The organism is Pseudarthrobacter sp. PH31-O2 (genome assembly GCF_030063265.1).
GTDB lineage: Bacteria > Actinomycetota > Actinomycetes > Actinomycetales > Micrococcaceae > Arthrobacter.
Window position 1 is genome coordinate 531,595 of record NZ_JASIST010000001.1, and the last position, 22,688, is coordinate 554,282.

The 22,688-nt window shown below is 65.5% G+C and carries 23 protein-coding genes; 11 read left to right on the top strand and 12 right to left on the bottom strand.

All coding sequences use genetic code 11. From position 1 onward, the window contains the following. Positions 1-12 precede the first annotated feature (12 nt). Positions 13-717, bottom strand: coding sequence for an endonuclease/exonuclease/phosphatase family protein (locus QMG72_RS02395; RefSeq protein ID WP_226775183.1), 705 nt, complete (start codon positions 715-717; stop codon positions 13-15). 199 nt (positions 718-916) lie between these two features. On the opposite strand from QMG72_RS02395, the gene QMG72_RS02400 reads away from it, so the two are divergent. After that, entirely contained in the window at positions 917-1,201 is a 285-nt protein-coding gene (locus QMG72_RS02400) for a DUF427 domain-containing protein (protein ID WP_226775069.1), read from the top strand. 85 nt (positions 1,202-1,286) lie between these two features. Continuing rightward, positions 1,287-2,090, top strand: coding sequence for a thioesterase family protein (locus QMG72_RS02405; protein ID WP_226775070.1), 804 nt, complete (start codon positions 1,287-1,289; stop codon positions 2,088-2,090). 52 nt (positions 2,091-2,142) lie between these two features. On the opposite strand, the gene QMG72_RS02410 is transcribed toward QMG72_RS02405, so the two are convergent. After that, positions 2,143-2,526 (bottom strand): DUF2177 family protein, encoded by a 384-nt coding sequence (locus QMG72_RS02410; protein WP_226775071.1) that lies wholly within the window; start codon positions 2,524-2,526, stop codon positions 2,143-2,145. On the opposite strand from QMG72_RS02410, the gene QMG72_RS02415 reads away from it, so the two are divergent. Then, on the top strand, positions 2,519-3,292 hold the full coding sequence (locus QMG72_RS02415) for a lipoate--protein ligase family protein (protein ID WP_396021282.1): 774 nt from the start codon (positions 2,519-2,521) through the stop codon (positions 3,290-3,292). The genes QMG72_RS02410 and QMG72_RS02415 overlap by 8 nt on opposite strands. 97 nt (positions 3,293-3,389) lie before the next feature. Here QMG72_RS02415 and QMG72_RS02420 read toward each other — a convergent pair whose 3' ends face one another. Next, entirely contained in the window at positions 3,390-5,801 is a 2,412-nt protein-coding gene (locus QMG72_RS02420) for an alpha/beta fold hydrolase (protein WP_282360212.1), read from the bottom strand. Between the two features lie 70 nt (positions 5,802-5,871). On the opposite strand from QMG72_RS02420, the gene QMG72_RS02425 reads away from it, so the two are divergent. Together QMG72_RS02425 and QMG72_RS02430 are read left to right on the top strand one after the other, a co-directional pair. Then, positions 5,872-6,504: a TetR/AcrR family transcriptional regulator gene (locus QMG72_RS02425; protein WP_282360211.1), complete on the top strand. Its 633-nt coding sequence runs from the start codon at positions 5,872-5,874 to the stop codon at positions 6,502-6,504. 26 nt (positions 6,505-6,530) lie between these two features. Next, positions 6,531-7,388 (top strand): 3-hydroxyacyl-CoA dehydrogenase, encoded by an 858-nt coding sequence (locus QMG72_RS02430; RefSeq protein WP_226775074.1) that lies wholly within the window; start codon positions 6,531-6,533, stop codon positions 7,386-7,388. Positions 7,389-7,409: 21 nt separating this feature from the next. Here the strand turns inward: QMG72_RS02430 and QMG72_RS02435 are convergent, their stop codons facing one another. From QMG72_RS02435 to QMG72_RS02465, 7 genes are all read right to left on the bottom strand, one after another. Then, the gene (locus QMG72_RS02435; RefSeq protein WP_282360210.1) at positions 7,410-7,787 is read right to left on the bottom strand and encodes a VOC family protein; all 378 of its coding nucleotides are present in this window, start codon (positions 7,785-7,787) and stop codon (positions 7,410-7,412) included. A 49-nt stretch (positions 7,788-7,836) separates the two neighbouring features. Then, entirely contained in the window at positions 7,837-8,274 is a 438-nt protein-coding gene (locus tag QMG72_RS02440; protein WP_282360209.1) for a universal stress protein, read from the bottom strand. Positions 8,275-8,434: 160 nt separating this feature from the next. Next, positions 8,435-10,105 carry a phosphodiester glycosidase family protein gene (locus tag QMG72_RS02445; protein ID WP_226775077.1) on the bottom strand — a complete coding sequence of 557 codons (1,671 nt, stop codon included), beginning with the start codon at positions 10,103-10,105 and terminating at the stop codon, positions 8,435-8,437. Positions 10,106-10,245: 140 nt separating this feature from the next. Further along, a complete protein-coding gene (locus QMG72_RS02450; protein ID WP_226775078.1) occupies positions 10,246-11,094 on the bottom strand; it encodes an SDR family NAD(P)-dependent oxidoreductase in 849 nt (282 codons plus the stop codon). Between the two features lie 194 nt (positions 11,095-11,288). Then, positions 11,289-11,936, bottom strand: a complete 648-nt coding sequence (locus tag QMG72_RS02455; protein ID WP_282360207.1) for an MBL fold metallo-hydrolase — start codon at positions 11,934-11,936, stop codon at positions 11,289-11,291. Then, positions 11,933-13,018, bottom strand: coding sequence for an S-(hydroxymethyl)mycothiol dehydrogenase (locus QMG72_RS02460; RefSeq protein WP_226775080.1), 1,086 nt, complete (start codon positions 13,016-13,018; stop codon positions 11,933-11,935). Before QMG72_RS02460 ends, QMG72_RS02455 begins: the two co-directional genes overlap by 4 nt. A 120-nt stretch (positions 13,019-13,138) precedes the next feature. After that, positions 13,139-13,396 carry a mycoredoxin gene (locus tag QMG72_RS02465; RefSeq protein ID WP_024367105.1) on the bottom strand — a complete coding sequence of 86 codons (258 nt, stop codon included), beginning with the start codon at positions 13,394-13,396 and terminating at the stop codon, positions 13,139-13,141. Positions 13,397-13,601: 205 nt separating this feature from the next. Here QMG72_RS02465 and QMG72_RS02470 point away from each other — a divergent pair, with 205 nt between their 5' ends. Together QMG72_RS02470 and QMG72_RS02475 are read left to right on the top strand one after the other, a co-directional pair. After that, the gene (locus QMG72_RS02470; RefSeq protein ID WP_226775081.1) at positions 13,602-14,531 is read left to right on the top strand and encodes an NADP-dependent oxidoreductase; all 930 of its coding nucleotides are present in this window, start codon (positions 13,602-13,604) and stop codon (positions 14,529-14,531) included. A 90-nt stretch (positions 14,532-14,621) separates the two neighbouring features. Further along, on the top strand, positions 14,622-15,368 hold the full coding sequence (locus QMG72_RS02475) for an SOS response-associated peptidase (protein ID WP_226775082.1): 747 nt from the start codon (positions 14,622-14,624) through the stop codon (positions 15,366-15,368). Between the two features lie 54 nt (positions 15,369-15,422). On the opposite strand, the gene QMG72_RS02480 is transcribed toward QMG72_RS02475, so the two are convergent. Continuing rightward, positions 15,423-15,845 carry a VOC family protein gene (locus QMG72_RS02480; RefSeq protein WP_282360201.1) on the bottom strand — a complete coding sequence of 141 codons (423 nt, stop codon included), beginning with the start codon at positions 15,843-15,845 and terminating at the stop codon, positions 15,423-15,425. A 14-nt stretch (positions 15,846-15,859) separates the two neighbouring features. On the opposite strand from QMG72_RS02480, the gene QMG72_RS02485 reads away from it, so the two are divergent. After that, positions 15,860-16,186 carry a chorismate mutase gene (locus QMG72_RS02485; RefSeq protein ID WP_226775185.1) on the top strand — a complete coding sequence of 109 codons (327 nt, stop codon included), beginning with the start codon at positions 15,860-15,862 and terminating at the stop codon, positions 16,184-16,186. Between the two features lie 8 nt (positions 16,187-16,194). Here the strand turns inward: QMG72_RS02485 and QMG72_RS02490 are convergent, their stop codons facing one another. Continuing rightward, positions 16,195-16,581 (bottom strand): hypothetical protein, encoded by a 387-nt coding sequence (locus tag QMG72_RS02490; protein ID WP_226775084.1) that lies wholly within the window; start codon positions 16,579-16,581, stop codon positions 16,195-16,197. Between the two features lie 157 nt (positions 16,582-16,738). Between QMG72_RS02490 and QMG72_RS02495 the strand changes: the two genes are divergently transcribed. The 3 genes from QMG72_RS02495 (at position 16,739) to thrS (ending at position 22,687) form a co-directional block, all read left to right on the top strand. Continuing rightward, positions 16,739-17,077: a DUF6504 family protein gene (locus QMG72_RS02495; protein WP_226775085.1), complete on the top strand. Its 339-nt coding sequence runs from the start codon at positions 16,739-16,741 to the stop codon at positions 17,075-17,077. Beyond that, positions 17,074-20,574 carry a DNA polymerase III subunit alpha gene (locus QMG72_RS02500; RefSeq protein WP_226775086.1) on the top strand — a complete coding sequence of 1,167 codons (3,501 nt, stop codon included), beginning with the start codon at positions 17,074-17,076 and terminating at the stop codon, positions 20,572-20,574. The genes QMG72_RS02495 and QMG72_RS02500 overlap by 4 nt, the downstream gene beginning before the upstream one ends. Positions 20,575-20,680: 106 nt before the next feature. Beyond that, positions 20,681-22,687: a threonine--tRNA ligase gene (thrS, locus tag QMG72_RS02505; protein ID WP_283479560.1), complete on the top strand. Its 2,007-nt coding sequence runs from the start codon at positions 20,681-20,683 to the stop codon at positions 22,685-22,687. Position 22,688: the final 1 nt, after the last annotated feature.

The following is a 22,688-nucleotide window of genomic DNA, read 5'->3' on the forward strand; positions in this document are numbered from 1 at the left end:
CGGTGCAACTGCCTACGCAGCTGGGGACGAGGAGGTGCCGGTGGCGTCCTGGCCGTACTCCGCCGAGATAAGGATGGGGAGGTGGTCTGAGGCGCCCCGGGGGAGGGTTTCCACGCTTTCGATATTGAGGCCCTGCGAGGTGGCGAAATCAAAGTGTCCCTTGAACACCTTGTAGCGCGTGTAGGTGCGCCGGTCGCTGAGGGTCAGGTCGTAGCCGGCATCCTTCATTTCCTCCGTGAGGTACTTCGTGAAAAACGGGTAGTTGAAGTCGCCCACCATCAGCGACATGAGGCCACCGCCCATGCTCAGCAATTCCGCATGGGCCGCATGGATCTGGTTCCGCCGCAGTGAGTTCGAAGCGGTCAAAGGAGCCGCGTGGAAGGAAGCGATAACGAGGTTGTGATCCGTTTCGTTGTCCACCACCCGGGTACCGATGAGCCGTTCGTGGGCGGGGGACAGGACCCGGTCATGCAGGGACTTCTTCAGCGCGAAAGTCTTCGTCTCATAGGCGCGGAACCGGTCCCTGCGGTAGTAGATCGCCAGGCCCAGCCGGTTGCCTTTGGTGGAGTCGGCAAGGTGCAGATCACCGATCGTGTCCGGGAGATCGTCAGTGTCGCATTCCTGCAGGCACAAGGCATCAATGCCAAAATTGTGCGCCAGATCAACCAGCTCGCCGCTGGCATGGTGCTTACGCAGGTTGTAGCTGATGACTCGAATCAGGGGGCACCTCTTCAGCGGATAGTCGCGGGAATTCACTTCCGAGTCTACCCAGTCGAGTGAATCGGCGGGGACTTAACGCCGCGGTTCCCGGCCGTTCCAGTGGAATCTTTGGGCGGCCCCCGTCGTTGAACCAATGGCGGGCAGCGGGGCGCGCCCGCCTGAACAGGCGTCCGATCCACCAACGGAAGAGAACATCATGGCAAAGGCAATCTGGAACGGCAAGGTCATCGCGGAGAGCGAAAATACTGTCATGGTGGAGGGAAACCACTACTTCCCGTTGTCCTCGGTGAACTCCGACTACCTTCAGGAGAGCAACTACAGCACCGTCTGCCCCTGGAAAGGCAAGGCCAGCTATTACAGCCTTGTGGTCGGCGGCCAGCGCAACGATGATTCCGCCTGGTATTACGCCGAGCCAAAGGCGGACGCCCGGCAGATCAAGGACCATGTTGCCTTCTGGCGCGGTGTCCGGGTAGAAGACTGAAACCTGCCCGGTTGAGGGCCGGCCTGCCGGCGCAGCGGAAGCGATAGTGTGTTCTGGGATTACCAGCCACGCGAAAGGGCAGACGTTGACTTTTGAACTACCGGTGCTTGCCGAGGGCAATTTCTACTACGAATCGCTGGGCGGCGGGCGTTTTCGCTCCACCATCCACGCCCAGGGAGCCTGGAATGTACACGAACAGCACATGGCACCCGCCTCGGGCATTATGGCCGACTGCCTTGCACGGCATAACCCGCGCAACGATATGCGGATGGCACGGCTGAGCTATGAGATCCTCGGGCTGATTCCGGGCGGCGAATTCGAGGTTGTCACCACGACCCTGCGGCCGGGCCGGACCATCGAACTGCTGCAGGCCGAACTGGTGGCCGGCGGCCGCACCGCGATCCGGGCCACGGCGTGGCGGATGATCACTTCCGACACTTCAGCCGTCGCGGCCTTTGAGGATCCGAAGATCCCCGCACCGGAGGACTGCGAACCGTACGACGCGGCCACCGTCTGGCCGGGCGGGTACATTGCCTCGCTGCAGATGCGGATCGCGGACGGACACCGGGCCGGTTCGGGCACCGTCTGGCTGCACACGGACCATCCGCTGACGGACACAGCGGACAGCAGTGACCTCGCCCGGCTGATCGGGCTGGTGGACACCGCCAACGGCATTGCCGCCCGCGTTCCGCCGGGCACCGGCAGCTACGCCTTTCCCAACCTGGACCTCCAGATCCACATGTACCGGCGCCCCGAAGGGGAGTGGCTGGGACTGGACAACGAAGTCTCGTTCGGTACGGACGGAATTGGCCTGACGTCCACCGTGCTGCACGACCTCAACGGCCCGTTCGGCCGCGCCGAGCAGATCCTGACGCTCCGGAAGTCCTAGCGCGCGGCCGGCCCGTCCGGCGCCATCCGCGCTGGCGCCGGTGGAGCGCCGCCTAGTGGAACACGAGCCAGCCGACGACGGTGGCAAGGCCGGTCAGCACAGCGCCCCAGGCAATGTCCGCCACCACGATGACCAGCGGCCAGTTCTTCAGGGTCGAAGCGTTCGTCAGGTCATAGGTGGCGTAGGCGAAGGTTCCCAGCGCGGCGCCGTAGCCGAGTGCGGTGAGCCAGCTGCCGCCGTCGAGCGCGGGCTGGAGCGCGAAGAAGACGATCCCCGCGATGTACAGCACGTAGAACACAACGGCGTACCCTAGATTGGGTTTGTCTGCCATAAGGTGCCCGAGATGGCTTCGATAGAACTTGCTCATCGACTTGAGCCAGATGGAATCGATGACGGCGAATGCGGCGGCCACGACGAGGAATTGCAAGATGAGCATAAGGGAGCATAACAAGATGCCGGAGGCCGCTGGCGCAGCACGGACGCTGACGATTTTCCGGCAGGAAGAATCGCTGGGGGCAGCCGCGGACCTGGACCTCGCCCTGGAGCTGCTCCGGAAGGTCAAAACCGGCGAAGCGGGGGCCATGCTCCGGCTCTACCGCCCGGCGCCCACGGTGGCCTTCGGGCAGCGGGACACCCACCTGCCGGGCTTCGATGCCGCGGCGCTGGCCTGCCGCGAGCTGGGGTTCGAGCCGCTGATCCGCAAGGCAGGCGGACGCGCCGCCGCCTATCACGAGGGCACGCTGGTGATCGATCACCTGGAACCGGCCACAGACGCGATCGCCGGAGCCAAAGGGCGTTTCTCCTTCTTTGGCGAACTGCTTGCGAGCGCCCTGCGGACCGCCGGCGTCGATGCGGCGGTGGGGGAGATTCCCGGTGAATACTGCCCGGGCGAGTTCAGTGTCCACGGGCAGGATCCGCAGGTGCCCCGGCGCCAGCTCAAACTCGTTGGTACCGCGCAGCGCGTGGTGGCCGGTGGCTGGCTGTTCAGCTCGGTTATCGTCGTGCAGAACTCGGTGCCGATCCGCGCCGTGCTGGAGGCAAGCTACGCGGCCCTGGGCCTGGACTGGGACCCTGCCACCGCGGGCGCCGTCAACGACCTTGTCCCGCACCTGGACGTGGATGCCGTCGAGGCGGCAGTGCTCGACACCTACGCCCGCTACGCAGCCCTGGCCTACGGCGACTTCGGCAGCCTGTTCAGCTGACGGGTGCCGGGAGTGAAGCTGCCGGCACCCGCCAGGGGCTGGTCTCCTTGCTGATGAAAGCGGCCAAAATCCGTCAGGACTGGCCCCGAAGGGCGGATCAGCGGCGTGCCGTCCGGCGGTCTGCGACGCGCCGTGCGAGGAAGTCCTCCACTACCGCTGCAAACTCGTCCGGTGTTTCGATCTGGGGCATGTGACCCGTCTTTGGGAAGACGTGGGACTCGGCGCGTGGCAATGCCGCGGTCGCCGCCTTGAGGTGGCTGAAGGGGAGGACGTGGTCGTGGTCGCCCCAGGCCACGAGCATCGGAATGTCCGACTGCGCCAGGGCCGCCATGAGGTCAGCCCGCCATTCTGCCCTGACGCCGGAGACGGTGCCGAGATCGCGGGCGACCTCGAGCAGGGTCCTGCGGTGCGTCGCCCGTCGCGACAGGGCGTAAGCCTGGCCGACCCGGGCATCGGTCACCAGCGCCTTGTTGTAGAAGATCGACTCCACAGTTCGGCGGGAAGCGGCCTCAGCAGGACGCGTGAGCAGAGCCGCGAGGGGCCTGACCGTGAGCAGGCGCAGGACCAGCGCGACCTCCTGGCCGAACCCGGCGCTGTTGGCAAGTACGAGGGCTGAGACGCGGTCCGGATGGTCCGCCGCCAGTTTCATGGCAACGGCGCCGCCAAGCGAGTTGCCGATCACGGGCAGCGGCTCGTGCACCCCGACGGCGTCGAGGAAGGCAGGCAGAGAGCCGGCAAGCTTGGCCAAAGTCGCGGGTCCGGAGAGACGGTCGGAGTAGGCGAAGCCGGGCAGGTCCACGCTGATGAGGGTGTGCCGCGCCGCGAGCCGTTCGTGCTGCTCGTTCCAGTCCTCCAGGCTCTGGCCGATGCCGTGCAGGAGCAGCATGGGATCCCCGCTGCCGGTCTTCCGGTAGCGAAACCGCGCACCGCCGACGTCGACGTGCCCGGTGCCGGGGAGGTCGAGCGGATCCGGGAGCGCCGCCGCCGTCGTCGTCCGTCCGGATCCGCGCACCTGCTGCCCGCGCCGGCCGAAACGAACGTGGTCCGTGACCCGGCCGGCCCTAAGCAGGGCGAAGTCGCGGAAGTAGTTCTGGTGCAGCCGCCAGGGCGACTCTGCCCCCTGCCGGGGGAGCTTGTCGGCGCCGCGCAGGATGTAGCCGGCCTTCAGGTCAATCAGGGACGTCAGCTCAGCGCCCGCGACCTCGGCGGGTGCTTTGGGTGCCACCCACTGCAGGTTCCGGCGGTCGAGGTGCTTGAGCAGCCTGCAGATGTATCCCGCGACCAGATCGGCTTTGAGCGTCCATGATGCGTTGGTGTAGCCGATAGTGAGCGCAAAGTTGGGCACGCCGTCGAGCATCATGCCTTTGTAGGTCAAAGTTCGGCCCACGTCCACCGGCTCGCCGTCGACGGTGAGGGTCATCCCGCCAATCACAAGCAGGTTCAGTCCTGTTGCCGTGACAATCACGTCCGCCGGGATTGACCTGCCCGAGGCCAGATCAATTCCGTCCGGAGTGATCCGCGAGATCTCGTCGGTCACGATGTCGGCGGTACCGGCGCTGATCGCCCGGTAAAGGTCCCCATTCGGGATGGCGCAGACCCGCTGGTCCCAGGGCTGATACGACGGGGCCAGATGCGTGTCGACGGCGAATCCGGCCGGCAGCTTGGCGACTGCCGATTTGCGTAGAATCGCCTTCATTGTTTCCGGCCGCCGCCGGCTCAACTGGTACGTGAACATCGAAAAGAGGATGTTCTTGGCCCGGACGACGTCGTAAGCCAGTTGAGCGGGCAGCTTTCCGCGGAGGCGGTCGGCCAGGTGGTCCCGGGACGGGACGGGCGCGATGTACGTGGGGGAGCGCTGCAGCATGGTGACCTTGGCGGCAGACTTCGCCATCGACGGCACGAGCGTCACTGCGGTAGCCCCGCTGCCGATGATCACCACCTGCTTGCCCTCGTAATCGAGGTCGGCCGGCCAGTGCTGCGGGTGCACCATCGATCCGGCGAAAGTGTCGGCACCCTCGATGTCCGGGGCGAAGCCTTCGTCATAACGGTAGTAGCCCGAGCAGACGGACAGGAAGGAGCAGGTGAACGTCACTTCCTCGGCGGTCGACGACGGATCGTCCTGTCGGTATTCGCTGCCGGTCGTGCGGGTGGCCGTGACCGTCCACAATGCGGTGTCGCTGGACCACTCGGCCGAGATGACCCGGTGGTTCAGGCGGATCTGCGATCCGAGGCCCTCATCCGAAACCGTCGCCTCGATGTACTCGCGGATCGAGTCGCCGTCGGCGATCGCCTTGGCACCTTCCCAGGGCCGGAACGAGTAGCCGAGGGTATACATGTCGCTGTCGGAGCGGATGCCCGGGTACCTGAAGAGATCCCAGGTGCCGCCCACGGCGCTGCGTGACTCCAGGATTGCGAAGGTCTTCCCGGGTGCCTCGCGTTTCAACCGGCTGGCGAAACCTATGCCGCTCAGCCCGGCTCCAACAATCAAAACATCCACGTGTTCACTCATGTCGCCAAGTTATCGACTTAGCGTTGACAGAGTCAACACCGCGTCGAAAAATTGGATTAGGATGGGCGGCATGGTTCAACGAGGACGACGTACCGCGAGGGTCTCGGGGGATGAACGCCAGGATGCAATCCTTGCTGCCGCCGAGGCGCTCCTCGGCGAGCGGGGCTTCGACGACATTTCAATTGAAGACCTTGCCCGTGGCGCCGGCATCTCCCGTCCCACCTTCTACTTCTACTACTCCTCCAAAGACGAGGTGCTGCTGGCGCTTCTGGACCGCGTGATCACCGAGGTGGAACACCGGGTCGGTGACTTGCCGCGGGATTTCGAAAGCGATCCCGCGGCAGCGTGGACCCGTTCCATCGGCATGTTCGTGGCGGTGTTCGCGTCCCACCGCGGCGTCGCCACGGCGGCGATCACGGCCCGTTCCCGCAACGATGAGGTCCGCAAGCTCTGGTCCAAGTCGATGCAGTCCTGGGCCGACTTCTCGACCGATGTGATCACCTCAGAGCAAGCCAGGGGGGCCGCGCCGCGGGGTATCGATGCCCACGACCTCGCCGTGAGCCTCAACCTGATGAACGAGCGGGTGATCACCGCGGTGCTCAACCAGGAGAGCCCCGCCATCGCCGAGTCACGCGCACTGGACGTGTTATCAACCATCTGGATCCGCAGTATCTACGGGTCCGTCAACCCCGGCCGCCCCTAGCGCCCGGCTCGAAAGGAAAAACTCGAATGCCCGACATCAAAACGCTGACCGTGCTCGGTACCGGAGTGCTCGGATCGCAGATCGCCTACCAGGCCGCCTTCCACGGATTCGAGGTCACGGCCTATGACATCGACGACGCGGCTCTCGAAAAGGCCCGGGCCCGCTTCGATCACCTCGCCGGTATCTACCGGGAACAAACGGTTGCCGGCGCCGTGGCGGGAAAGGCTGAGGCAGCTCTTGGCAACCTCCACCTCACCGCTGACCTCGGGGCCGCCGTCGCGAACGCTGACCTCGTGATTGAAGCGGTACCGGAAATGCTTGAGCTCAAGCGGAACCTTTACCGCAAGCTCGCGGATCTTGCTCCCGCCAAGACCATCTTCGCCACCAACTCCTCAACCCTGCTGCCCAGCGACCTCAAGGATTCCACCGGCCGCCCCGACCGCTTCCTTGCCATCCACTACGCCAACAACATCTGGACGCAGAACATTGCCGAGGTGATGGGCACCGCCGACACGGACCCGGCGGTGTTCGACGCCGTCGTTGGCTTCGCCCGAAACAGCGGACTGGAGCCGATCGAGATCAAGAAGGAGAAAGCGGGGTACGTCCTGAACTCGCTGCTGGTCCCGCTCCTGAATGCGGCCGCCGGCTTGCTGCTCCAGGGCGTCGCCAGCCCCGAAACGATTGACAAAACCTGGCGCATTGCTACCGGAGCACCGAGCGGCCCGTTCCAGATCTACGACGTTGTGGGCCTGGGAACCGCGTACAACATCGCCTCGTCCTCAGCCGACGCCGGGTCGCAGGCGTTCGCCCGGTACCTGAAGGAGAGCTACATCGACAAGGGCAAGCTTGGCGTCGCGACAGGCGAAGGCTTCTACAAATACTGAGTCCGCCGGCGGCTCAACCGCTTAGTCCGGGTCGACGTCCTGGACCGTTCGGGACAGCAAGCAGAACTCGTTGCCCTCGGGATCAGCCAGTACCACCCAACTGGCATTCGGGCCTTGGCCCACATTTGTGCGCTGCGCGCCGAGGGCGAGCAGGCGCTCCAGTTCCTCGGCAGTGGAGAAGCCGTCGGCCCGCAGGTCGAAGTGCAGCCGGTTCTTGATGGTCTTGCCTTCGGGCACCGCAATTACATCGATGGAGGGCCGGGTTTTATCCTGCGGCGCAATGCTGATGACGTCGCTGTCCGCTTCAACAACGTGCCAGCCCAGGACGGCGCACCAGAAATCGGCGACCACTTTTGGCCTGATCGCGTCGATGGCAACAGCAGCTAATTGACTGGGCATGGCCCCACGATAGCCCAAGAGAGATCCAGGGGCACCGCACCATCGGGACCTACTCCGTGCTGCGTTCGCGAAGTACAAGCACCGGGCAATGCGCATGATGAACCGTAGCTGCCGACACGGACCCGAGCATCATGCCGGTGAATCCTCCGTGTCCTCGTGAACCGACGACCACCAGGTCGGCCGCCCGGGAGGCTTCCACGAGCGCTGAGCCGGGATTAGCCTGCACTGCGCGTCCGGTGATGTTCACTCCCTGGTCCGTGACGCGGGCCAGCTCTGCCTTGAGGATGGCCTCGGCATCTGACTGGAAGACGTCGTAGTCCCAGACCTGGCCCAGGGCATCGCCGACATAGGGGAAGTTCCACGCCGCAAGCGCCAGCACCTGGCCGTTGCGGAGCTTGGCTTCTACGATTGCCCAGTCCATGGCGGCCTTGGACTGCGGCGAACCGTCCACCCCCACCACAATCCTGAAACTCCCGCTATCGTCCATGAGTCCTCCACTTCGCTTAGCAATGGGTCCTGGCTTTGTAGTGAGGCCATCTTGGCACTCCGGGAGATTCTCCGGGAGTGCCATTAGCCCCGCGCCGCGGCCCCGGTGGGCGGCCACCTTGACCATCCGTGTCCGCCCAACCGTTTCCGGGCCGGTGGCATCAATTCTTGCGGCGCGGAAGGACCAGCAGTGCGTCGCCCACCGGCCGCTGCCCGGCTGCGTCGGAGGGGGAGTTGACGACCTGGCCGGCTACGACCATGGTGGTGGAGCCACCGCCGTCGAGGTTGATGGCGTCCACCATTCCCAGGGACCGGGCGACGTCGGCGGCTTCTTTGATGCTCAGCCCGAGCGATGTGGTTTGGCGTCCGTCGGCCGTGACCAGGAGGGTGCGCCCTTGGGCGTCGACGCCCGCGATGGTCCTCGGGTTGCGCTTGTGGACCCAGCCGTAATAGAAACTGTTGTTGTCGTCGGCGTGAACCATACCGTCCTTTCGGGCGGTGATGTTCTCGACGCCGCCGGAGACGAGCATCGGCCCGCCGTTGACGACGGAGGTGGCCCCGCCGGTCTTCTCCACCTTGCCGGCTTCATTGCTCAGGTCCGATTCGACATCGAGGCGTTTGCCGAGGATGGCCACATCCTTGAGCTTGGCCACGTCCGCTCCGGTGGCTTGCACTGTGCTGCCGGCGGCCGGGACGGCTGCACCCCGGGCGTTGTTGACCGCTGTTACGGTGCCGTGTTGATCGAGGATTACTTCGAGTCCCGGACCGGACGGTGTGGAGGGACCAAACTCCCCGCTGAAGGCGACGGTCTCGTCGGGGTCCGTGCAAGTGGCGTCGTGCAGGGGCAGGTTGGTGGGAAGATCGCCGGTACCTCCGCAGTTGCGGATCAGCCCCGGTACCCGGTTCAGGCCGTCAAGGGCCAGCGGCGCGCCGTGGCCGGGGGACGAGATGCGACCGCTCCAGGTCAGCCGTTTGATTGATGATTCGTTCTTTTTGCCGTCGATGACCAGAGCCGGCCGGTCCGCGACGGGTTCGCTGAGCAGTTTGCCGCCGACCACTGCGGTTCCGGCCGGGTCGCCTGGTGCACCGGCCCTCGGGTCCAGGACGAAGTAGCCGCCGTTCACCCCGGCCAGGGCAGTTTCGGCTGTCGCGAGCTGGCTTGTGGTTTCCCGGTCCTGCAGGTCCGGGCCGAACCCGGAGGTGAGCTCACCCCGGAAAGTCTTCGGATCAAGAGTGAGGACTTCCAGCTTCCAGGGGCCCCGGGTTGTCCCTGCGGTCCCGGCATCACCGTCCCAGCCGGTGTACAAGGCGGAGGCGGCGTAGCCTGCTGCCTTGAGCTGGCTGATCGTTGCCGTGCCGGCGTCCTTCGATTCAAACGCGCCGGCGCGCACACGGTATCCCAGGTCTCCGCCGGCGTCGGCGAGCTGGGGTGACTGGACGTGCTCAACCCGCGCCTGGACTCCGGCGTCCCGGAGTTTGAGGGCCACCGCCTCGGCTGTCGCTGCATCCGACAATGCGGAAGCCGGAGCGTCGGGATCGGCAGATGTGGACGGGATGGCGACTTCGGCGGTCCAGAACAGCGCGGCGTCCGGAGCGCCGCGGGTGATGGAAGTCCGTGTCAGGCCAGGGGCCAAGGTGGTGACGGTTCGCGTCTCGGGAAGATCCGGGGCGCCGAGTTCGAGTTTGCCGCCGTCCTGCCGTCCGTGTACCTGGGATGCAGGCACCGCGGTGTCTGCGAAGGACACGCCTGTTGGAGCAATGAAGGCTGCAGGAAGTCCAAGGGCAACGGCGGCAATTGCGGCCGCACCTTTTCGCAAAGTGGGAGGTGTCATGGCTCGAAACTACCTTCCCCGCCACCGGCTCCGGCCACCCCCGGGCCCCAGTTCGGAAGGCCTTTGCCGACTGTTCACGCGCTGTTTCGCGGCGCGGACGGCAGCTCGACAACCGCCTCAGTGCGGCCGTAGCGGCGCAGTCAGTCCCGGCCGGCCCCGCCAAGGACTGTGACGTCCAGGGGCATGCGGTTGGCGCGCCGCAGGCGCCCGGCCAGCACGTTGCGCACCCCCCGGGTCACCATTGTTGTCCTGCTCAGATACCGGTACTCGGCGGCATCCGAGGTGACGAGTTCCACGATGGGGCGCGCTGCGTCGTCGGCGGTCTGCCCCCAGAGTCCGACGACGATCTGCAGCCCGCCCAGTCGGTGCCCGTACCCGGGCTGGGAGGTGATGTGCCCCAGCATGTCCGTCATCACCAGTCCGGGGTTCATGCCATGTACCCGCACGCCGCTGCTTTTGGTCTCCCGGCGCAGCGTCTCGGTGAACTGGCGGACCCAGCGCTTGCTCGAGGTATAGGCGTTCTGCAGCGCCACCGGACCCTGGTCGCCTTGGCCGTAGATGTTAACGAGGTCGCCGTGGCCCTGGGCGAGGAACACTGGCAACGCGACCCTGGAGCCGTGGAACGTGCCGAGGATATTCGTGCGCACCACCCGCGTGAAGTCGTCGACCGGGGTAGACGCCGTCGGCCCAAAGACGCCGGCGGCACCTGCGTTGTTTACCCAGATGTCGAGCATCCCGCGGCCGAGGGCCTCCTCGCGCAGGGCCTCGACGTCGGCCAGTTCTCCGGTGTCGCAGTGACGTCCGGACGCCGCTATCCCTTCCGTGCGCAGCCGCTCGACGGCGGCCGCGACGTCGACCTCCGACCTGGACGCCAGCACCACAGTGGCGCCCCTGTGCCCCAGGACCCTGGCCATGGCAAACCCCAAACCACGTGTCGAGCCAGTCACGACGGCCACGCGCCCGCGCAGGAGATCTTGTTGTGAACTCATGGTTCCCTCTTACGCGAACCTGCCGCGGAGGGCAAGAGCCACCGGCGGTGAGACGGTCCCGGATGCCGACCCGCAGTTCGCCCCCGCAGGATAGCTCACCCCGGTTTGGCCTCCGGCCCGCGTGAACGTTCGAACAAACAGGCCGGGCACCAGCGGTGCCCGGCCTGCTTGTTGCCGGTGGTGGTCCCTGGCCCCTAGTGGCCCCGGGCGATCCAGTCCTGCAGCTGCGGCGCTTCGGCACCGACAGTGGTCGGGTCACCGTGCCCGGTCCGGACCACGGTGTCCGCCGGCAGCGTCAGCAGCCGGCCCTTGATGGACTCGATGATGGTGGGGAAATCGCTGTAGGACCGGCCGGTGGCCCCCGGACCGCCCTGGAACAGGGTGTCGCCGCTGAAAACGGTTCCCTCCTCCGCCAGCAGGAAGCACATGGAACCCGGCGAATGTCCGGGCGTGTGCAGGGCCACGAGCCGGGCGCCGGCGACCTCGAAGCTGTCGCCGTCCTCGATCGCGTGGTCCGGTTCGGTTCCCGGGAAGACCCGCTCCCACAGCATCCAGTCGTCCCGGTTCAGATATACCGGCGCGCCGACGCGGCCGCGGAAATCGCCGACGGCGGCGATGTGGTCGTCGTGTCCGTGGGTCAACAGGATCGCCTTCACTCTCCGGCCCGCAACGGCTGCGGCCACGGCACCGGCGTTATGCGCCGGGTCGATCACAACGCACTCCGACTCGTCGCCCACGATCCAGACGTTGTTGTCAACATCCCAGGTGCCGCCGTCGAGCGAGAAGGTACCCGAGGTGACCAGACGGTCGATCCGGAGGCCCTGCGCGGAACCTCCGCTCACAGTTCAACCACCGATCGCAGCACGGAACCGCCGTGCATCTTCTCGAAGGCCTCCTCGATCTGGTCGATCGTGATCCGTTCCGTCACAAAGGCATCCAGGTCCAGCTTGCCCTGCTGGTAGAGGTCGATCAGCATGGGGAAGTCGCGCGAAGGCAGGCAGTCGCCGTACCAGGAGGACTTAAGCGAGCCGCCCCGGCCGAAGAGATCCAGCAGCGGCAATTCCAGGGTCATCTCGGGATTGGGCACACCCACCAGGACGACGGTCCCGGCCAGGTCCCGGGCGTAAAACGCCTGTTTGTAGGTCTCCGGACGTCCGACGGCGTCAATCACCACGTCGGCGCCGAAGCCGCCGGTCAGTGCACGGATTGCCTCCACCGGGTCCGCGGCGGAGGAGTCCACGGTGTGGGTTGCGCCGAGGTCCTTGGCGCGTTCGAGCTTTTTGGGATCAATATCAACGGCGATCACCGTGGTGGCACCGGCGAGCGCGGCACCGGCAACGGCTGCCACGCCGACACCGCCGCAACCGATGACGGCGACGGTATCGCCGCGCTTGACGTTTCCGGTGTTGATGGCCGCGCCGATGCCTGCCATCACTCCGCAGCCGAGCAAGCCGATCGCGGCCGGGTCAGCCTCGGGGTCGACCTTGGTGCACTGCCCGGCGGCGACGAGTGTCTTCTCGGCGAACGCGCCAATGCCCAGCGCCGCGGTGAGCTCGGTGCCGTCCTCGAGTGTCATCTTCTGGGTGGCGTTGTGGGTATTGAAGCAGTACTGCGGCTGGCCGCGCCGGCACGCCCGGCATTCGCCGCAGACGGCGCGCCAGTTCAGCACCACACGGTCGCCGGGGGCAACCTCGGTGACGTCGGGTCCAACGGCGCTGACAACGCCGGTGGCCTCGTGGCCGAGCAGGAATGGGAAGTCATCGTTGATGGCGCCCTGCTTGTAGTGCAGGTCGGTGTGGCAGACACCGCAGGTGAGGATGTCCACAAGGGCCTCCCCGGGTCCGGGATCCGGGACCAGGATGGTTTCCAGGGTGACGGGCGCGCCCTTGGAGCGGGCTATGACGCCTTTGACTTTATGGACCATGGGAATAGCTCCTCTGCTTGTATCGGGGTTTTTGCCGCACAACATTCTTTCGCATAACGAGCGACGGCACGGCCTCCGGGGAGACCCTGCCGTCGCTCGTTACCGGTTCAAGGGTGGGCTTTAAGCCGCAAGGCGGCTTTTGACCTCAGCCGCGGAGGGGTTGGTGGCTGCAGTGCCGTCCGGGAACAGCACAGTGGGGACCGTCCGGTTACCTCCGTTGAGCTTTTCCACGAGATCGGCGGTGCCTTCAACTTCTTCGATGTTGATCTCGGTGTAGCCGATGCCCTGGGCATCCAGCTGCTTCTTCAAGCGGTTGCAGTAGCCGCACCACGTGGTCGAAAACATGGTGATGGTGCCGGATTCGGGGGTAAAGTCCACGAAGTTCTCCTCAAAGCTGGGTGCCGGCGCTGGATGGCAGCGCCCATGCCGGCAAAAGTGGGATGTCACTGGAAATAACCGTAACCTGCGGCGCGCTATTCCCGGGCAATGCCCGCGCCGTGTGCGCTCAGCGCCCGGGAGGTGAGGCCCGACACCCTCCGGCAGGTTGTGGAATAGGGTCCCGGCGGCAGCCGTTGACGCTGGCATGAAGGCAATTACTTATAGCGAATATGGCAATCCGGACGTCCTTGAATTGGCAGAGCTCCCGCTGCCGAAGGTAGGGCCGGGCATGGTCCTGGTAAAGGTCAAGGCGGCGTCGGTGAACCCGGTCGACTGGAAAATAATGGCCGGCTACTTGGACGCGGCGATGGACGTGCAGTTCCCGGCGGTCCCCGGCTGGGATGTGGCCGGCGTTGTCGAGTCGGTGGGGATCGACGCGCCGCATTTCCGGCCCGGCGATGAAGTCATTTCCTATGGCCGCAAGGACTACGTCCACGGCGGTAGCTTTGCTGAGTACATCGCCCTGCCGGAGCGGCTCCTTGCGCGCAAGCCTGCATCCCTGGGGTGGAATGCCTCCGCAGGTCTTCCGCTGGCCGGTTTGACGTCTTATCAGGTACTCACCCGGCTGGGTCTCACGGCGGACGAGACGGTGCTGATCCACGGCGGCGCCGGCGGTGTGGGGTCCCTCGGAATCCAGATCGCCGTGGCGCTCGGCGCCCGTGTAATCGCCACCGCTTCCGAGAAGAACCACGACTTCCTGCGTTCCCTCGGCGCCGAGCCCGTCAGCTATGGCGAAGGACTCGCGGAGCGGGTTCGTGCCCTGCGTCCGGACGGCGTCGACGTTGTCGCAGACTTCGTGGGCGGGAATCTCGAAGCCACCCTCGCTGTCCTGGCCGACGGGGGCCGGCACGCCTCGATTGCCGACAGTGAAGTGGAGCAGCACGGCGGGACCTGGATGTGGGTCAACCCTGTAGGCGCCGAGCTGCAGGAACTTGCCGACCTGGTGGACGAGCACAAAATCCGGGTCGAAATTGCCCGGACTTTCCCGTTGCCGCAGGCGGCAGATGCCTTCCGGTTCAATATGGAAGGGCACACCCGCGGCAAGATAGTCCTCACCGTCGACGACGCGCCCTGATGCGAAGCGGCGGCCGGACGCCGGCCGCCGCGGGCCCGGGTTCGAAGACCGCCGGATGACACCGTTTGGGCGCAGTGGCATGCTGGTGCCATGTGTGGACGCTACGTGATGGCAAGGGCCGTCGGAGACCTGCTGGCCGAGTTCGACGCGGGACTCGAAGAGGAGACCGTGATTCCGCCGTCGTGGAACGTGGCCCCGACCGCGGAGGTGCCGATCCTGCTGGAACGGCTGGTGGACGGCACGCCGGTCCGGCAGTTGCATATCGCCCGCTGGGGCTTGGTGCCGTCCTGGGCCAAGGACCCGGGGATCGGCTCCAAGATGATTAACGCCCGCAGCGAGAGTGTGCTGGAGAAGCCGGCGTTCCGGAAGGCAACCCGGGCCCGGCGGTGTGCGGTTCCCGCTGACGGATACTACGAATGGAAGGGCCAGGGCCGCGGCAAGCAGCCCTACTACGTGCACCCGAAGGACGGCCATCCGATAGTTTTCGCCGGTCTCTACGAATGGTGGAAAGACCCCGCCAAGGCCGACGATGACCCGGAACGCTGGCTGCTCTCGACGTCGATCATGACTACCGACGCGCCGCCGGAGGGTTATGCCGGGGGGATGCTGGCCGAGCTCACGGCCCTGCACGACCGGGTTCCGCTGCCAATGGACCGGACGACGCTGCAGGCGTGGCTGGATCCGCAGGCCGACGATGCCGCAGGGCTGGTCGATCTGGTCCGGGCGGGCGCGCACGACGTTGCGGAGGGCTGGACGATCGACGCCGTGGGTACCGCGGTCGGGAATGTCAAAAATGATTCCCCGGAGCTGATCCGGCCGGTGGGAAGCCTGTTCTAGGGATGCGCACACAGCCGTGCTGCAGTGCTGCGGCGGGCACGCGGGGTGGCCGGTTCAGAGTGTCACCTTCCCGCCGCCGTCGACCGCCCAGCTGGGATTGAAGGCAACTTCCCAGCGGTAGCCGTCGGGGTCGGCGAAGTAGCCGGTATAGCCGCCCCAGGGCTGGGTCTTGGCCGCCGCGATAACGGCCGCTCCGGCGGATTCGGCTTCCGCCATCACCCAGTCCACTTCCGCGGCGCTGGCCAGGTTGTGGCTCAATGTGATGCAGGGAATGCCGGCGGGTGGATCGGTGCCGGCTTCTGCCTGCATCTGGCCGGCGTCCCAGAGCGAGAGGATGAGCCCGTGGTTGGCCTGGATGAACAGAACCTCGCCGCGGACTTCTCGGTGGACGGGCCAACCCAGGCCATCGACGTAGAAACTACGGGAGGCGCCAACGCTGCGGACACCCAGTGAAATTAAATCGACTCGTGGCTGCATCTTTCGATACTGTCATGGACATGTCCACAAATCACGAAAACGATAAAGCTGCCAAAGCCGACCGGGAACAGCTCGCGGCTGTCCGGGTGGCGGTTGACGAGGTGGACGAACAGATCGTGTCCCTGATCGGCCGCCGCGAGCGCCTGATCCGGATCGCCGGAACCCTCAAAGCGGACAGCGCCGAGGTGCGGGCCCCCGGACGCGTGGAGCGGGTGATCGAACACGTCCGCACCACGGCCCAGCAGAAGGACATCGACGTCGACCTCATCGAAAAAACCTACCGGGCCATGGTCGATGCTTTTATCACGCTCGAGCTGGAGGTTTACAAAGCCAGCTCCTGACGGGCGGCTTAGAGGGCTTCCTCTACCGCAACGTTTGACTGGTACTCCCGGCCGTCACAGTCGCTGAATGCCGTCATCAGGTGGCCCTTGGCCAGGCCCATGACAGTGCTGAGCGGGAAATGCCCGGTGATGGTGTTTCCGGAGTGGTCGACACCCTTAAGGTCAAAGTTCTCCTCCGTACCGTCATGGCTGAAGCAGTAGAAGGACACCGCCTCCCCGTTCATAAACTCGATCCCCATCCTTCGCTGGTGGGAATGATCCGGTGTTGCCGCGACGAGCCCCACCACATAAGCGCCCTGGCCGGGGATGTTTCCGTCTATATCGAACTTCGCCACCAGGGACGTGTCCTCGGCGGCGATGCTGACGTGTTTCAGAAGTGCGTTATGGGAGCTCATGGCTCAATCCTGCTACCTGCGCGTACGTCCGTCCACCCCTGACCTAGGTTTTGCCGAAGGACCGTCGTAGACTGGAGTTGTTCGAATATATGTTCGAATAGTTGCCGATCGTTTTTCTACCGGTCGTTTTTTCACATGGTGTGGTCCGGGAGGCGCAGTGGGTATGTTCAGCGAGACCGTGGACGTCGTCTGCACCCCTTCGGGCGAGCCTTTGACGCTCGGCTGGGCCGGCCGCCACTACATCCTTTGTGCGGAACCGGTCCGCTGGTACGAGCGGCGTCAATGGTGGGCTGAGGAACAGCGGGCACCGCTGGGGAGCGGTCCCGGGCTGGTGGATCACGAGATCTGGCGGGTGCAGGTGCGCCCGGCAGATTCCACCGACACCGACACCGACAGCCTCACCCTTGACCTCACCCGGCATGTGGGCAGCGGACGCTGGCGCCTGCTGCGGATCCACGACGCCCTGCGTCCGTTCCTTGCGCCCGAATCAGCATGAGCTTTACGCATCTCCATGTTTCCACCGCCTTCAGCGCCCACTACGGGGTCTCCTGGCCGGATGAGCTGGCCGCCGCCGCTGCCGCGGACGGCGCGACGGCGCTCGCCTGCACGGACCGTGACGGCCTCTATGGAACAGTCAAACACCTCAAGGCCTGCATGGCTGCGGGACTTGATCCGATTGCCGGCGTGGAACTTGCGGTCTTTGACGACGACGGCGACCTCCGCACCGAGGTAGCGGGACGTGTGGTTGTGCTGGCCCACGGGAACAACAGCGGTGCGGGCTACCGTGCGCTGTGCCGGCTGATCTCCGATGCGCATGCCCGCACCACGGGCAAGGCCGGGGGAGCGGTGCCGGTCGCGGTGACCAGGTCCGAGCTGGCCTCCCGGACCCTGCACCCGGAAACGCTCAAGCCGGTGTTGACCGTGCTGATCGGCCCGGACTCCGACGTGGGACGTGCCATGGGCGGGAGGCGCTACCTGCGCCCCCGCACCCTGTTCAAACGCTGGCTCGATGCCATGCCCCCGGGAACAATCGCCGCCGAGGTGGTCAGCCAGCTCAGTCCGCCCGGGGAACCGCTGAGCACCGCCCACGCTGTACGGATGCTCAAGCTTGCCGCTGAGCACGGGGTTCCCGCTGTATTGAGCAACGCCGTGCGTTACGTCGCCGAAGACGGGGCGGCCACCGCGGACGTGCTGGATTCCGCCCGCACGCTGAAATCGTTGCCCGAGCTTTCCGCTGCCCCGTTGCTTCAGCCCAACGGGCAGGGCTGGCTGAAATCCTCGGGCCAGATGCTGCAGTTGGGCAAGGAGATCATGCACGCCGCCGGATACGGCGCTGCCGACCTCAAAAGCCTGATGGCGCAGACCGAGGCGCTCGCGGACCGCTGCAGGATGGACCCGGTAACGGACATGGGCTGGAAACAGCCCGTGGTGCCGGAGGCCACAGTGATCGGAATCGCCGGGGATCCCCTCGCCGAACTCATCCTGCGCTGCGAGGCCGGCATCGGCAGGCGGTTCCCGGGGATCACCGGCAAAGCTGCCGGGGAGCTGCGTTCGCGGCTGGAGCATGAGCTGGGAATCATCGACAACCTGGGCTTCGCCGCGTACTTCCTGACCGTGGCCGAGGTGTCCCGGATGATCCTGGACATGGGGGTACGGGCAGCAGCCCGAGGCTCGGGGGCCTCCAGCCTGGTCAATTATCTGATCGACGTCAGCCAGGTAAACCCGCTCCAGCACGACCTGATCTTCGAACGCTTTCTCTCCCGGGACCGTGCCACCCTGCCGGATATCGACATCGACGTCGAAAGTGCTGAACGGCACAACGTGTACCGGAAGATCTTTGAGCGCTTCGGGTCCGAGCGCGTCACCCTGATGAGTATGCAAAACGGCTACCGCGCTCGCGGTGCCGTGCGCGACGCCGGCCTGGCACTGGGCATGGAGGAAGGCGAGATTGGGGACATCGCCAAGCAGTTGTGGCGATTTTCAGCCCGGAACTTCCGTGAAGCGCTCGTGGAGAAGCCTGAGCTGAAGGAATTCGCCGGCCGGGTGGGACAGCGCGACTTCAGCGGGAACCAGCAGCTGGATCTGCTGGTGGACCTCACCGAACGGCTGGACCGGCTGCCGCGCCATATCTCCATGCACCCTTGCGGGGTGATCCTGGGGGATGCGACCCTGCTGGACCGGACGCCTGTCCAGCCCAGCGGGCTGGGTCTGCCGATGAGCCAGTTCGACAAGCACGACATGGACCCGATGGGCATGCTCAAACTCGACGTCCTGGGTGTCCGGATGCAAAGCGCCATGGCCTTCGCCGTCCGCGAAGTGATCCGGCTCCATCCCTCCAAAGCCGAGGTGGTCGCCGCAGGCGCACATCCGGCAGGGCCTGACGGGACCGGGCCGGACTACATCGCCGAGGACGGCCAGATCGACCTCAACGCCGTGCCGCTCGACGACGAACCCACCTATGAACTGATCCGCAGTACCCATACCCTGGGCTGTTTCCAGATCGAGTCACCCGGTCAGCGGGAGCTGATCGGGAAGCTCGCGCCCAGGGAGTTCAATGACCTGATCATCGATATCTCCCTGTTCCGGCCTGGTCCGATGAAATCGGATATGGTCCGGCCTTTCCTGGAGTACCGGCATGGATTTGCACCCGAGGTCTACCCGCACCCGGACCTTAAACCCGTCCTCAAGGAGACTCACGGCGTCACGGTGTTCCATGAGCAGATCCTCAAGACCTTCGACGTGATGACCGGATGCGGGCTGGCGCGGGCCGACGAATTCCGCCGCGCCCTCGGCAACGATGTACTCGAAGGAAAGGTGGAGGAGTTCTTCCGGAAGGAAGCCCGCGCCCGGGGGTACAGCCCCGCAGTGGTGGACAAGGTCTGGGGAACGCTCAAGGCCTTCGGAAGCTTTGGGTTCTGCAAAGCCCACGGCGCTGCTTTTGCCGTACCCACCTACCAGTCGGCCTGGCTGAAGGCCCACCACCCGGAGGCGTTCCTCGCCGGACTGTGGGAGCACGATCCGGGCATGTATCCCAAGCGGCTCCTGGTGGCCGAGGCCCGGCGGCTGGGAATCCCGATCCTGCCCCTGGACATCAACCGGAGTCACGCCGAGTACCGGGTGGAACGTGTGGATACCGGTCAGGACCGCGGCAGACTGGGTATCCGGCTGAGCCTGAACGGCATCTATGGACTCTCCGGGTCCGAGCTGAAACGGATCGTGGCCGGACAGCCCTATGATTCGCTCGCGGACCTGCGGGCCAGGTCCCGGCTGAGCAGGCCCAGCATCCAGCGGCTGGCGCAGCTCGGTGCTTTCGATTCCCTGCACCGGGCCGCCGGCGGGGCCGCGAACCGGGCGGACTTGGTCCATCACCTGCAGGCCCTGCAAAGCCGGCCGCACCGCAAAGGCATCGACGTGATCGATGGTCAGCTGTCCCTGCCGCTGGGTGATGTCGAGTTGAAAAACCTCAAGGCCGGGCTGCCTGCGCCGACCCTGGTGGACACCGTCAGGGCCGAACTGGACCTGATGGCCGTGGATGTCAGCGACCACTTGATGGCAAGCCACCGGCCGATGCTGGACCGGCTCGGCGTCACCACCGCGGACAAGCTGCTGGGGTTGCGCAACGGCACCGAGGTGCTGGTCGCGGGGGTACGGGTCGCCACCCAGACCCCTCCCATGCGGGGAGGCCGGCGCGTGGTGTTCATCAGCATCGACGACGGCACGGGCTGTGTGGACTCGGTATTCTTCCATGAAGCCCAGGAGCTTACAGGCCCGCTGCTGTTCGGCACCCGGTTGTTGCTGATCAGGGGAACAACCCGGCGGACCGGACCGAGGGGGATCAGTATCAGCGCCAGCATGGCCTGGGACCTGAGCCGCACGCAGACCCTGCCATTCCCGGCCCCGGCGGCCGGGATCCCGGACTACCGGGAAGCTGAGCCGCCGGGCCCGCTGGAGGGCATCAGCCGCCACCTCGCCATTACCGGGCTGGGAGGCTGAGTGGCGCGTTGGTTGGCCTCTGCAGAAACCGATAGCATGGACGGGGCTGGCTGTGGCCCCCGTACGCCACAAGCTACGAAGCCTCAACTTTGAATAGGAGACACCCGTGTCAGATGCCCAGCAGATCACCCTTCTCGTCGATGGCGAAGAGACCAAGGTGGCTACCGGGACCACCGGCGCGGAACTCTTTTTTGAGCGCCGCGACGTCGTTGTGGCCCGCATTAACGGCGAGCTGAAGGACCTGGACCAGCCGCTGCCCGAGGGCGCGGCAGTTGAGGGCGTCACCATCGATTCCCCCGACGGCCTTAACGTCCTGCGGCACTCCGCCGCCCATGTGATGGCCCAGGCCGTCCAGCAGCTGCGCCCCGACGCCAAGCTGGGCATCGGCCCGTACATCACCGACGGCTTCTACTTCGACTTCGACGTTGAGGAGCCGTTCACACCGGAGGACCTGAAGACTCTGGAAAAGATGATGCAGAAGATCATCAACCAGAACCAGAAGTTCGTCCGCCGTGTGGTTACCGAGGACGAAGCGCGTGAGGCGATGAAGGACGAGCCCTACAAGCTTGAACTGATCGGCCTCAAGGGCGCAGGCTCCGACGCCGACGGCTCCAGTGTTGAAGTGGGCGGCGGCGAGCTGAGCATCTACGACAACGTCGAGCGCAAGGAAGGCACAGCCGTCTGGTGTGACCTGTGCCGCGGCCCGCACCTGCCCAACACCAAACTGATCTCCAACGCCTACGCGCTCACCCGCTCCTCAGCGGCGTACTGGCGCGGCAGCGAGAAGAACAAGCAGCTGCAGCGCATTTACGGCACCGCGTGGCCCACCAAGGAAGCACTCAAGGCTTACCAGGAGCGGATGGCCGAGGCCGAGCGTCGCGACCACCGCAAGCTCGGGGCTGAACTGGACCTGTTTTCCTTCCCCGACGAGCTGGGCTCCGGCCTGCCGGTGTTCCACCCCAAGGGCGGCATCATCCGCAAAGCGATGGAAGATTACTCCCGTCAGCGCCATGTCGAGGCCGGCTACGAGTTCGTCTACACCCCGCACATCACTAAAGGCCACCTCTACGAGGTGTCCGGCCACTTGGACTGGTACCGGGACGGCATGTTCCCCCCGATGCACATCGACGCGGAACTCAACGAGGACGGCACCGTCCGCAAGCCCGGCCAGGACTACTACCTGAAGCCGATGAACTGCCCGATGCACAACCTGATCTTCCGCTCCCGCGGCCGGTCCTACCGCGAACTGCCGTTGCGCCTGTTCGAATTCGGTTCCGTCTACCGCTACGAGAAGTCCGGCGTTGTGCATGGCCTCACCCGGGTCCGGGGCATGACCCAGGACGACGCCCACATCTACTGCACCCGCGAGCAGATGAAGGATGAGCTCACCAAGACCCTCAACTTCGTCCTTGCGCTGCTCAAGGACTACGGCCTGAACGACTTTTACCTGGAGCTCTCCACCAAGGACCCGGAGAAGTCCGTGGGTTCGGATGAGATCTGGGAGGAAGCCACCCGGACCCTCGCCGAGGTGGCCGAGGAATCCGGACTCGACCTGGTTCCCGATCCGGGGGGTGCAGCGTTTTACGGCCCCAAGATCTCCGTGCAGGCCCGCGACGCGATCGGCCGCACCTGGCAGATGTCCACCATCCAGCTGGACTTCAACCTGCCCGAGCGGTTCGAACTCGAGTTCCAGGCCGCCGACGGCACCCGCCAGCGCCCCGTGATGATCCACCGCGCGCTGTTCGGATCGATTGAACGCTTTATGGGGGTCCTGACCGAGCACTACGCCGGTGCCTTCCCGGCGTGGCTGGCTCCCGTCCAGGTGGTCGGCATTCCGGTGGCCGAGGCGTTCAACGATTACATGTTCGACGTTGTGGGCCGGCTCAAGGCCGCCGGCATCCGTGCGGAGGTGGACATTTCCTCGGACCGTTTTCCGAAGAAGATCCGCACCGCCAGCAAGGACAAGGTCCCGTTTGTGCTGATCGCCGGGGGCGACGACGCCGAAGCCGGAGCCGTATCCTTCCGCTTCCGTGACGGCAGCCAGGACAACGGTGTGCCGGTTGCTGAAGCCGTCCAGCGGATCGTCGACGCCGTCCGTAACCGGACCAGCTAGC